The 11757-nt window shown below is 69.8% G+C and carries 8 protein-coding genes; 2 read left to right on the top strand and 6 right to left on the bottom strand.

Translation table 11 applies throughout. The annotated features are described in order from the left end of the window. Positions 1 to 88: 88 nt before the first annotated feature. Positions 89 to 379, bottom strand: coding sequence for an ATP-binding protein (locus ACFV7R_RS45950; RefSeq protein ID WP_385276463.1), 291 nt, complete (start codon positions 377 to 379; stop codon positions 89 to 91). 556 nt (positions 380 to 935) lie between these two features. On the opposite strand from ACFV7R_RS45950, the gene ACFV7R_RS45945 reads away from it, so the two are divergent. After that, entirely contained in the window at positions 936 to 1331 is a 396-nt protein-coding gene (locus tag ACFV7R_RS45945; RefSeq protein WP_385276460.1) for a hypothetical protein, read from the top strand. A gap of 254 nt (positions 1332 to 1585) precedes the next feature. Here the strand turns inward: ACFV7R_RS45945 and ACFV7R_RS45940 are convergent, their stop codons facing one another. From ACFV7R_RS45940 to ACFV7R_RS45920, 5 genes are all read right to left on the bottom strand, one after another. Next, positions 1586 to 2068 (bottom strand): hypothetical protein, encoded by a 483-nt coding sequence (locus tag ACFV7R_RS45940; protein WP_385276457.1) that lies wholly within the window; start codon positions 2066 to 2068, stop codon positions 1586 to 1588. Between the two features lie 302 nt (positions 2069 to 2370). Beyond that, positions 2371 to 2754: a RidA family protein gene (locus ACFV7R_RS45935; protein WP_385276454.1), complete on the bottom strand. Its 384-nt coding sequence runs from the start codon at positions 2752 to 2754 to the stop codon at positions 2371 to 2373. A gap of 61 nt (positions 2755 to 2815) precedes the next feature. Further along, complete coding sequence (locus ACFV7R_RS45930) at positions 2816 to 4306, bottom strand: carboxylesterase/lipase family protein (RefSeq protein ID WP_385276451.1); 1491 nt, start codon at positions 4304 to 4306, stop codon at positions 2816 to 2818. 22 nt (positions 4307 to 4328) lie between these two features. Next, positions 4329 to 5243: an MBL fold metallo-hydrolase gene (locus ACFV7R_RS45925; protein ID WP_385276448.1), complete on the bottom strand. Its 915-nt coding sequence runs from the start codon at positions 5241 to 5243 to the stop codon at positions 4329 to 4331. Between the two features lie 355 nt (positions 5244 to 5598). Next, positions 5599 to 7857 (bottom strand): FUSC family protein, encoded by a 2259-nt coding sequence (locus ACFV7R_RS45920; RefSeq protein WP_385276445.1) that lies wholly within the window; start codon positions 7855 to 7857, stop codon positions 5599 to 5601. Positions 7858 to 8856: 999 nt separating this feature from the next. Between ACFV7R_RS45920 and ACFV7R_RS45915 the strand changes: the two genes are divergently transcribed. Then, the gene (locus ACFV7R_RS45915) at positions 8857 to 11601 is read left to right on the top strand and encodes an AAA family ATPase (RefSeq protein ID WP_385276442.1); all 2745 of its coding nucleotides are present in this window, start codon (positions 8857 to 8859) and stop codon (positions 11599 to 11601) included. Positions 11602 to 11757: the final 156 nt, after the last annotated feature.

The raw sequence follows: 11757 nt of genomic DNA, 5'->3' as shown, positions 1-11757 counted from the left end.
CCGGCGAGGAGCACTCCCAGCGTCTCGGGATCGTTGGAGGATCGCCGGCTCAGTAGCTGCGCGGCGATGTCCACCGGTACGGGGACCATCACGGTTCCCCTTCGGGGGCCGCCAGGAGGCACCAGACGGTAGTGCCGTCGTCGCTGACGCCCCAGGTCCCGCCGTTCTCCTGCACCAGGCCCTCGACGATCGCGAGGCCCCGACCCGACTGGGCGTTGTCGTTCGTAGGCTTGGGCTGGACGCTGCCCTTCATGCCGTCGCAGACCTCGATGCGGAGGAAGTCCTCCTGGAGGGTCACCTTCAACCCGATCTGCGTGGTGCCACTGTGGAGGATCGCGTTCGTGAGCAGTTCGGAGACGATCGTCATCACGTCGCCGATCAGCGATGCCGGAGGCAGATCGCAAGATTCTTTTGAGTGTCAGCGGTGAGGAACTCCCCTCCCCCGACGGTCGACGACAGGCGATTCCCAGTGCGCGCGAGAGGAATCGCAAGGCACTGCGGGAGCTGGCTGCCGCACAGCCGAAGAAGGCGACCGCCCCGCTCGGCCCCACCGGGGCGGCGATCGGCTTCGGCATCGCCACCCTGGTGTGCGGCCAGCTCACCTGGTCCTTCATCACCATGCCCGCCTACGCTCTCAGCGGTTGGGAACCCGCAGCCGGCTGCATCGGCACGCTCATCTGCCTTGCTCTGTGCGCCACTTCCATCGGCATGCGCCGAAGCGAAACCCGTGCCCGCCGCACAGCGCGCCGCTATCGCGGCCAGGACCGCTACGTGTGCCCTGTCGACCTGGCACCCGAAGAACGTGCCCTCGTCGTCCGGGCAGCCACAGCTGTCGACACAATCACCGGCTCCCAGGCCCACAGCGATGGGCTGATCGACAGCCAGCGCAACAACTCCGAGCTGCACACATCCCTTGGAAGATCGCTCTGGACAGCATGCGGATCTACCGTCTCGCTCGCGAGCACCGGCAGGCCGAACGCCACAGCGCAGGCGCCGACGTCGACGCAGCCCTCGCCACACAGGCAACCGCGCTCAACACAAGCCGGGAAGCCGTCGACCTCCGGGTCAAGGCGCTGGAGGCCTACGCCGCGAAAGTCCGCACGATCGATAAGCTCATCGACCAGCAACGCCAGCTCGAAGAAGCCGAACGCCGCACGGACGCCTACATCGATCTCGTCGCAGCCACCACGGCCGACACGCTCACCACCGAGCAAGTGCGCACAGCGGAGGCAGAAGCCGCCGCGCTGGCAGGCCCGCTCGCAGACGCCGTGCGCATCGCACGAGACGCCGCCGCACTCGCGCTTCCCACCCCCGACCGGGCGGGCAGCTGACCACCGATCACGGGACCTGCGCGATCTTTCCGCCGGTCGTCCAGTTGTGCCAGATGCCAGCCGCGAGGCCGAGCAGCCGTACGGGCTTGGCCTTTGGGCCCGGTCCGGTGGTACCAGTTGCCGGCCGCCAGGGCGAGGAACCGTTGGCCGGTACAGGCGTACGGCAGAGCCTGGCTCGAACTCCTCCGGACCCGCATCCTCAGCCGGATCGAGGAAGCCCCACCACACCGATGACTTTCCGCGCCCTCGGCCGTCTACAGATGCGACAACCCGACCAAGGGCGAGGGGTGGTGCCAGACGGGCTGTGCGGCGGATGGTGCGTTCTCCGCCTTCTGGACCAGAACGTCGTGGACCACTTCGCCGATCACGGCTGAGGCGCGCCTTCCGTCGTCGACGGTCCAGTGCAGGGGTGTCGGGGTGGACTCCGACACTTCCAAGAGGACGTCGGCGAGGTCGGCCAGGGTCCGGTACAGCGCGGCACGGACCGCGTCGGTGTGGCGACGGCCCCACCGGCATGGGGTCCGTTCGGCGAGTTCGTCCACGATGGCCTGCGCGGCGAGTTCGTCCAGAGGGTCGGGCTGTGCGAGGCGTTCCCGCGCCAGGATCGCGGCAGCGCCCCACGCGAGGTCGTCGCGGGTCATGGCGGTGCCGTGGGCCAGCGTCCACAGGTCGGCGGGACCCAGGTCGTCGACCGTGTGCTGGATACAGCGGGCGCCCGCGTCGGACGCGGGTGGCACGTCGGCGTTCAGGAGGCCGCGCGCACCTCAGTGGCCGCGCGCACGTCGCCCAGCGGCAGCGAGGCCACCGCGTGGAGCACTTGCCCGTAGACCCGGCGTACCGAATGAGATCCGGAGGGCGGTGAAGGGCGCCCCGACAGGGAGCACAAGGCGTCCAGCAGCTTCGCCAATACAACCCTCACGTTGACGCACGCCCTCGACAGGCGATCATCCATCGTGCCCCCCTTTCCGCTCTCAGGGATGGAGGCCGGTCTGGCGCAGTCCCGGGGACCGCGCCAGACCGGCCTTGCTCCGTGGCCGAGTCAGTCGTCCAGGACTGCCAGGGCGTCGATCTCCACGAGCAGTCCCGGCGGGAGCTGCATGTAGACGGTGGTGCGGGCGGGGAAGGGTTCGCCGACGGCAGCCGCGTACGCCTCGTTCAGTTCGGGCAGGTGGGCGGGGTCGGTGAGGTAGACGCGGAGCATCACGACGTCCTCCAGGCCCGCGCCGGCCGCCTTGAGTACGGCGGTGACGTTGCGCAGGGTCTGTGCGGTCTGCTCGGCGACCGTGGTGCCGACGACCTCTCCGGTGTCCGGGTCGAACGGGAGCTGTCCCGAGACCTGCAGGACGGGGCCCTTGCGGATGCCCTGGGACAGCGGGGCCGCCAGGACGGGGGCGTTCTCGGTGGTGATGACGGTTCTGGTCACGGTGTTCCTTGAAGCGGTGGTGTTCCTTGAAGAGGGTGAGCAGGCGAAACCCGTACGGGCGTCAGCTCCAGGCCTGTCGTTCCCGGCTGCGGGGGTCGTCGATCTGGGTCCACTCGGCGTCGATGTGCATCGTGGCCCTGCGTTCGGTGTCGTACGGGTCCCAGCCGGGGTCGCCGGTGGTGGCGAACCGGATCCAGGTCTCGTGCATGCCGGCCGCGAGATCCGCCGGGGGCTTGTCGGGGCCGAGCAGGGCGGCGGGGCCGTGCAGCTGCGGCAGGTGCGTGAGATCGAAGACGAAGGGCAGCTCGACCGCGTGCGTGGCGCCGAGCTCTCCGTCCAGGGCGTGCGAGCGCCAGGCGAACTCGTAGGCGAAGGTCGCGGACTCGGGGTGGGCGGCATGGGCGCTGGCCAGGGCCCTGCTGCCCGCGCCGAACAGCGCGTCGCCCATGATGGCGGAGCGCAGTTCGCCGTAGGACGCCTCGGGACGTGTCTTGCGGTACGTCTCGACGAGCTGTGCCGGGTTCGGGTGCGAGCGCGCCGCCGTGTCGTCCACGTCCTTGGCGGTCGAGGAGGCGTACTTGTCCACGGGGACCAGGTAGAGGAGGCCCTCTTCGGTGTTGGTCCCGATGAGCAGGTCGACGTCGGAGCTGTGTCCGGCGGCGACGGCTTCGGCGGGCTGGGTGTCCATGACCAGGCTGAAGGGGCTGAGGCCGATCAGCGGGTCGTGGTGGGTGGCAGTCTGCAGGTCGATGCCCGCGAGCTTGGAGGCGGCCTCCACAAGCCGCTCGTCGGAGATCTCCGCGAAGGCGTCCGCGTGCGGCTTGACGCCCAGGACCTCGGCGGCCGTAGCGGTGACGCGGGCGGCCTGCTCGGTGGTGAACGCGCCCAGGCCGCTGCCGCTCTGCACGATCGCCCTGCGGAACAGGCCCGCGGCCTCAGGGGTGGCGAGGAAGCCGCTGACGACGGTCGCCCCGGCCGACTGGCCGAAGAGGGTGACGTTGTGCGGGTCACCGCCGAAGGCGGCGATGTTCTCCCGCACCCAGCGCAGCGCGGCGACCACGTCGAGCAGGCCGCGGTTGGCAGGGGCTCCGGGGAGGTCGAGGAACCCGGCGATGCCGAGCCGGTAGTTGAGCGTGACGAGGACGACGCCGTCACGGGCGAAGGCGGAACCGTCGTACATCGCGGACCGCGTCGAGCCGGCGACGAACCCGCCGCCGTGGACGAACACCATCACGGGCAGGTCGCCCTGCGCGGCGGCGGGCGTCCACACGTTGACGGTGAGGTAGTCCTCGCCGCGGCTCCAGCCGGTGCCGAAGTAGGGGGCCATGTCGATGCTGCCGAGCTTGCGCTCGGACTGCGGCGCGTTGGGGCCGGGCACGGTGGCGTCCCGTACGCCGTCCCACGGCTCGTGCGGCTGCGGCGGGGCGAACCGGCCGGCGCCGACCGGCGGGGCGGCGTACGGGATGTTCAGAAACGCGCGGATGTCGTCCTGGCGCAGACCGCGGACGGCTCCCTGCGCGGTGGTCACGACGGGTTCGGGGTGGTGGCTCATCTCTCGTGCCTTTCCGCGGGCTTCAGCCCTGCTCGGTATACGGGGTGAAGGGGGCCCAGCCCTTGATGGCGAAGGTGCTGCCCTCGCGGACGACTTCGGTGGCGCCGTGGCCACCCAGGTGGGCGGGGATCACGAGGGCGTTGTTGTCGGCCGCCCAGCCCAGCACCTTGCGGCGGGTGGCGCGGGCGCCCGCGGGGTCCTCGCAGAAGCAGCTGTTGGCGTCCGGTTCGAGGATCTGCACCGGGCTGTGCAGCATGTCGCCGACGAACACCGCGCGGTCGGTCCCGGAGGTGAGGGTCAGCACGGAGGAGCCGGGAGTGTGGCCGGGAGCCAAGTCCAGGCGCAGGTTCGCGTCAATCTGGTGGCTGTTCTCCCACAGCTGCGTCTGGCCGGCCTGGTGGACCGGGGCCACGCTGTCCTCGAAGACGTTCTGGTTGCCGCGACCGAGCAGCGGCTTGTGGCCGTTCTCGGGGTTCCAGAAGTCGAAGTCGTCCTTCGGCATCAGGTAGGTGGCGTTGGGGAAGGTGGGCACCCACTGCCGGCCGTCCAGGTAGGTGTTCCAGCCGACGTGGTCGATGTGGAGATGCGTGTTGATCACGATGTCCACGTCCTCGGGCTGGACACCGGCTCGGGCGAGGTTGGCCAGGAAGTCCGTTTCGAGACGGTTCCACACCGGGGCGTAGGGACGGTCCTTGTGGTTGCCCACACCGGTGTCGACCAGGATCGTCTTGCCCTCGCTGCGCAGCAGCCAGGTCTGGATCGCGGAATTCACGATGTTGGTCTCGGAATCCAGGAAATGCGGGACCAGCCAGTGTGTACCGGCTTCCCAGACTTCCTTCGAGCTTTCCGGGAAGAAGGTGTCGGGCGTCATTTCGACAGAACCGAAGTATTCCTTTACCCGGGTGATGGAGACATCGCCGAGGGTGATCTGTTCCATGGGGTTTCCTTGGAATGCGGAGGATTTACTCAACCGTACGAGCGACCCCAGCGGACGCGGTATCCGTCACGTGACTGCACCTGTGCTTACAGCTCTGAGCACGGGGCGTTTCCTCTTGTAGGCCAGGTGAAAGGCGAGGCGGCTCCCCGTTCCGAGTTCCATTCCTGGATACCTGGTGGACGAGCACGTGGCTACCTCGCCGCGTTCACGAGACGGCAGCCGGATCCGTATGCCCGCTTGCCGGCCGTGCCGTGTGCGGTGGCCGTCCCTGCCTTTCACGTCGGCGGCTTTGATGCCTGCCGATCAGCGAAATGCAAGGGTGTGCGGTCACCCCGTGATGCGTTCTGCCAGGGTGTCAGACGGCTTGGGCACGTTCGCACTGGTCCGCGAGATCGACGCAGCGCACCGCGGCAGCCGGGGCCGGCCCGTGCGGCGACGGGATGTCAGCGCTCTCGGACGGGACCATGGTGGTGCGGCCGGGGTCCGAGATGAGCGGGTCCAAGGCTCGCACAAGCGCGGTCAAGGTCGCGTCGAGGCGATTGATGTGCAGCAGCAGGCGATACTCCGGCGACGGCCGACTGCGGCTCACACGCCGCTCCTCCGAGAGCAGGGACAGTGCCCTGACGACCCTGGGGCGTGCCGTGTGCGAGGAGATTCCCGGTCGATGGCCGGTGACGCGGATCAGGTGGGCCACGGTCTCGTGCGCACGGTCGGCCGCGGCAGTGAGGCGGGGGGCGCACTCCGAGACATGGCCCGCCGGGAGACGCTCGGCCGTGGCGGCCAGGCTCCGTGCGTGGTACGCGCCGGCCTCAAGAAGTTCCAGCAGGTGGCGGGCGTGGTGACGTCGGCCGCGCTGCGGATTGAGCGGATGGGTGAGAGGCAGACAGGCCTTGCGGAAGGACTCCAGCGCCTGGTCGAGGTCGTGTGCCGCGTGGACCCAGCTCGTCGGGGTTTCTGCGTCCGTGCTTCCTGACGCGATGGCCCGAAGGAGGCGGTCGAGGACGCGCAGGAAACCGACCAGCTCCTCGTCACTGGCCCGGCGGACCGGAGTGGGAAGTACGAGGACGGCGGCAAGGATCCCGCAGGACACTCCCAGTGCGGTCTCCTGGACACGCAGGAGCAGCACTTGCGTCGAGAAGGTGTCCATCAGCGCGAGCAGCATGCTGAGTGTGCCGGTGATGAAGAACGTCACGGCCCAATAGGCCTGTGACGGGGTGTAGAACATCCCGAACATGCACAGCAGGAGCAGGATCAGGAGGACAGGGCCGTCTCCGCTGACCAGGGCGGCAAGGCCGTAGCCGAACACTACGCCGAGGACAGTGCCCGCCAGCCGCCGGACACTCTGCAGCAGCACCTCGCCGGTGCTCCCGGTCCTGATGAAGACGACCCATGCAGCCACGACGGCCCAGTACCACAGGTGCGGAGACAGGAGATGACCGCCCGCGACGGCGAGGGTCGAGGCAGTTGTCACCTGGAACGCCTGACGGGTGGCTCCGCGCTTCAGGCTTTCGGTGTCTCTGTCCCTGTGCGGCACCGCCCCGAAGGTTGGTGGGGCGGGCTTGTGAGGAGGTGTCCCGAACCCTGCCGGGCGGCCGCGTGGGCCGAGAACCCGCAGGGCTGCGGCGAGTTCGTCGACCGCTGGGAAGCAGTCCTGCACATGTGCGGAGCCGGTCGGCCGGTTCGCCGGGCCGCCTTCGCACCTCTCCTCGCACTGCTCGGATGCACAGGCCGTTCCCACGGTGAGCTGGTGCCGGAGAGCCCGGATCCGCTGCGCGAGCCGCTGTCGCGCCGTCCGTTCCGCCAGATCGTTGCGGGCCGCCGGTGTGCGGACCGCGCGGACCGTGAGTACGGCCAGGCGCTGCGCGGCCACCTCCACACGACCAATGTGCCGCAGCAGGGCCTCGGTGCCCTCCTCGACGGCGCGCTCGTCGAGAAAGTCCTCGATCAGCAGCACGGATGCGTGCAGTCTGTCGAGGCGGTCCTGCAACGAGCGGCTCCGGGTGTCGACGTCCTGCCCGGTGGCGACCATCGAGGCCGTGTCCCGGAGGACGTCGTGCAGACACACGTCGAATGCGTGCCGCAGCCGCCTCAGAGCTCCGGCCGCCGTGATGGGGCCGGCGCAGTACCACACGGTCGTGACGGCCCCGAAAGCCACAAGTACCGATGCCCCGAGTTGCGGAAGCTGGTCTGCTCGGGCCTGGGTGAGTTGAGACAGCAGGAAGGCCATGAAACCGAAGATCCCCAGGCCCAGCCCTCGTGGGCCGAACCGGCGGGCCTGAACGGCGAGGTAGATCACCACCAAAAAGATCAGCTTGGCTGCCGTCGGATACGGCGTCAGCACGGCTCCGGCGGCCAGGGACGCGAGAGAGAGCGGAGCGCCGAGTCCGAGGGTGATGAGCTGGTTGCGCGGATGCAGGTCGCTGATCGCCAGTGACGTCGTCATCGCGGTGAAGCCGCCGACCACCAGCGCCGTTTCGGGCGCTCGCAGCGCTGTCAGCACGGCAAGGGTCGCGGCTGTGCCGAGCACGGCGCGCATCGCGGAGGTCAGACGCATGAGCCCGGGGTCAAAGGCGGCGAAGCGGTCCCACAGCGATGCCGTTGTCCTTGCCACCATGGTGATCTCCGTAGGTCCTTTCGCGGGTGCACGGCCATGAGGGGTGTCTCGAGGTTCTGGCCGGCCACCGCCGCGTCGCCAGTCTCGGTACGCGGGGGTTCCGTCCGGTATGCGTCAGGCGACTGCTCTCGGAGGTTCTGCAGCACGCAGGTGGAGGACCGTGGGGTAGCTCGCGGTGGCCTGGACGGTGAAACGAGACAAGGCGTCCGTTGTCGGCGTTGACGACCGCGCGGCGCCAGACGGCCTGCACCCGTCGACGATGGCTTACGGTTCCAGGGACTAGGCAGTGCACGGACTTGGGACGAGCAGCCGCCAGGTGCCCAGAGGGTCACGCGACATTCGGCACATCTCGACACAGCCGTCGTCGGGCCGCAGGTTTCCGCGCCCTGCACGTTCGCTCGGGTCGTTCGCCCGCTCAAGAGCTGCCTCGTGGGCCTGCTCCGGATCGGCCATGCCGTCGACTATGTAGAAGTGGCGTACAAGCCGACCGCATGGCGTACGGAACCCGAGTCCGACCAGCCACGAGCGTCCAGTGACCATGACAGCGCCTTCCGGTCAGGATGTACGGCTTACGCGATCCCCGTCTTCGATGGCACGACACCACCGGCGACGCACGGCCGTTCCTGCCCGCCGAGCCGGAAAGGCGCGGCCGTGCCCGCTTCACGATTCTGCGGCTGGACGAACAGCCGGGGTATGCGTCACGTGACTGCATCGGTGCCGTTCGTCCACAGGGGCGGGGCGTATACGCCTGCCGGTTGTCCCGCCGTGACGATCCCGATGCCGTGACGGTGCGAAGATGAACGAGCGGTCTGGGAGAACTCCATGGATGCCATGGCCGGAATACCCCGGACGACGGCTGCGCTCTGAGTGCTCTTGAGCGGGTTCGACACCGCTCCTGCGGGCGCTGCCGCGGTTCCCCCACGCTAGTATCTGGGGGTATCTCGATTCCCTGGAGCATCCGTGGAAAACGATGGAAGGGCTCGTGGGGACCAGCGCTCGATGCGGAATTCCGGTCTGGCGGTGGTGGGCCGAGAAACCGAGACCGCAGAAATCATCCGGCGGGTGGGCGCTGATCGGTCCCACAGCGACGTGTTGATCGTCACGGGTGACCCCGGTGCCGGAAAGAGCACGCTGCTCGACCTCGCGGCCGATCGCGCACGGGGTGCGGGTGGCCGAGTGCTGCGGGCGGTGGGGAGCGAATCCGAGGCGCACCTTGGATTCGCCGGTCTTCATCAGATGCTGCGCCCGGTACTCGGTGATGCGGAGGGCCTGCCGTCGCGGCAGCGCTCCGCGCTCCGGGCCGTCCTGGGGCTCGAAGAGTGTGTGGAGACTCCCGACGCGATGCTCGTCGGTCTGGCGGTTCTGACCTTGTTGTCGGACCTGGCGGAAACCGTCCCGCTGCTGGTGGTGGTCGACGACGCCCAGTGGATCGACCGCGGATCACTGGACGTTCTCTCCTTCGTGGCGCGACGCATGGACAGCGAGCCCGTCACGCTGCTGGTCGGAGTCCGCACCGCGGCCGCGCTGCCCGGCTTCGACAAGGGATACGAGCGTCTCGAACTCGGCCCGCTGGACGCTGAGGCGGCCAACCGGCTGCTGGACCGGCAGCCCACGCCGCCCACCGGCCGAACCCGGGTGCGGATCCTCGAAGAGGCGGCCGGCAACCCGCTGGCCCTGGTGGAACTCGCCCACGCCACCGCGATCCGGCACCCCGAGGGCAGTGGCGTGGAGGGCCCGCTGCCGGTCACCGACCGACTGGAGCGGATCTTCGCGGGGCACGCGGCGGACCTGCCGGAACCGACCCGCCGCATCCTGCTGCTGCTCGCGGCCGCCGACGCGGCGGACGCTCAGGCGGCGGCCGTGGGACTTCCCGAGGCGGACGACAAGGCATGGGTACCCGCGGACCGGGCCGGTCTCGTACGCCAGGACGGATCCGGGATCTCCTTCCGTCACCCGCTCGTCCGCTCCGCCGTCTACCATGCCGCGTCGTTCGAGGAACGCCGCCGGGCCCACCTCGCTCTCGCGGAGTTGCTGCGCGAGGAGCCCGACCGCCGAGCCTGGCATCTCGCCGCCGCGACCGTGCGCCCCGACCAGGACGTGTCGGCCGCCCTGCAGCAGACGGCCGACCGGGCCCGGCGCCGAGGTGGCTTCGCGGCCGCTGCCGCGGCCCAGGAGCGCGCCGCGGAACTCAGCCCTCGCCGCGAGGAGCGGGCGCGCCTTCTGACCGAAGCCGCTGCCACCGCCGTCTTCACCGGTCAACTCGGCTGGGTGGAACACCTGGCCGCCGCAGTCCGCGAGTGCACCGACGACCAGGCGCTGCTGGGCAAAGCCGCGCTGGCCACCGGACAGCTCATGTCCCTGGGCCCCCATCACACAGCAGCCTTCGCCCTGCTCATGCGTGTCGCCGACGAGGCGGCGGACGCCCGGTCGCCCCTCGTACTCGACGCGCTGGCCGCGGCGGCGGTGGTCCGTTACTACTCGGGCGAGGAGTCCCAACAGCGACAGATCCAGAGCCTGCTCTCCCGCATGCCCGACGATGCCGCCGGAGCGGCGCTGCACGCCTGGGTACTGGCCGTCTCCGACCCCAGCAGCGCAGGAGCCTCCCTCGCACCGGTGCTGCCCGGGCTCATCGCCGAGGCCAAGGGCGACGCCAGTCGCCTGACTGCGCTGGCCATCGTCGCCTGGCTGCTCGACCAGACCACCCTCGCCGCCAGGACCTTCGACGAGGCATTCGACCAGTGGCAGGCCCGTGGACCGCTCCCGGACGGACTGGGATGCGCGGTCGGCTGGACCCGCCTGGAGCAGGGCCGATGGGCCGAGGCCCGCTCGGTGGCGGCCGACATCGCGGCCATGGCATCGTCGGCCGGACTCGACCACGCCGAGGCGTGTGCTCAGGCACTCGACGCCACGGTGGTCGGCCTGCTCGGCGACCCGGCCACCGCACGCCGGCTCGCCGAGCGAGCCCTGGCTCTCGTCGATCCGCTGGAGAGCCGCTCCGTCGCGGTCTTCGCCCGTCGGGCCCTGGGGATGGCGGCCGTGGCCGAGGGCGACTACGACACCGCGTACACGCAGTTCCGCTCCGCGTTCACCGACGACGGCGATCCGGTCCATTACCACGTCTCCTACACCGTCCTGGCCGAACTGGCGGCGGCGGCCGTCCGCCGAGGACAGCAGGAGCACGCCGCAGAGCTGCTGGAACGGTCGGCGCGGCGCCTCGGTACAGGCATGTCGGCACGGGTGAGCGCACTGATCGACCGGGGCCGCGCCCTGCTGGCGGATCCCGAGCACGCGGAGCCGTTCTTCCGGGCGGCGCTCGAGGAGCCCGCAGGTGAGCAGTGGCCGTTCGAACGGGCGCAGACACAGCTCGACTACGGGGAATGGCTCCGGCGGCAGCGCCGTATCGCCGAGGCCCGTCCGCTGCTGAGCGCCGCCCTGGAAACCTTCCAGCGGCTGGGCGCGCGGCCGTGGGTCGAGCGGGCACAGGCAGAACTGCGCGCCGCCGGCATCGAGGCCGGCGACGTCGTGCCCAGTGCCTTCGCCGAACTCAGCCCCCAGCAGCAGCAGATCGTCCAGCTGGCGGCCCGCGGTCTGACGAATCGTGAGATCGGGGACAAGCTGTTCCTCTCACCGCGCACGGTCGGTTCGCACCTCTACCGGGTGTTCCCCAAGCTGGGCATCACCGCCCGCTCACAGCTCCGCGACGTGGTCGAAGGCACCCTGTCGGGTACCGGCGTCCAGGGCTGAGCGCCGAGTCTGCCCCGGATGCGCGCTGACGAGCGTGCCGCCTGCCGGGCGGCGCCCGTCGGGCGTTGTCACGTTGTTGAGGGTGTGAGGTGTCTGAGGTCGCGTCAGCGCGGGTCGGGCCGGGTGGCAGTCTTGGGGTCAGGCCCTGGTGGGCTG

This window comes from Streptomyces sp. NPDC059866 (genome assembly GCF_042731325.1).
Classification (GTDB): domain Bacteria; phylum Actinomycetota; class Actinomycetes; order Streptomycetales; family Streptomycetaceae; genus Streptomyces; species Streptomyces flavusporus.
This window is presented reverse-complemented; position numbering and strand designations above follow the sequence as displayed.

Coding starts and splice junctions, on each gene's coding strand:
- ACFV7R_RS45930 (WP_385276451.1), bottom strand. CDS start 4,306: ATGAGCCACCACCCCGAACCCGTCGTGACCACCGCGCAGGGAGCCGTC.
- ACFV7R_RS45915 (WP_385276442.1), top strand. CDS start 8,857: ATGCGGAATTCCGGTCTGGCGGTGGTGGGCCGAGAAACCGAGACCGCA.
- ACFV7R_RS45920 (WP_385276445.1), bottom strand. CDS start 7,857: ATGGTGGCAAGGACAACGGCATCGCTGTGGGACCGCTTCGCCGCCTTT.
- ACFV7R_RS45945 (WP_385276460.1), top strand. CDS start 936: ATGCGGATCTACCGTCTCGCTCGCGAGCACCGGCAGGCCGAACGCCAC.
- ACFV7R_RS45925 (WP_385276448.1), bottom strand. CDS start 5,243: ATGGAACAGATCACCCTCGGCGATGTCTCCATCACCCGGGTAAAGGAA.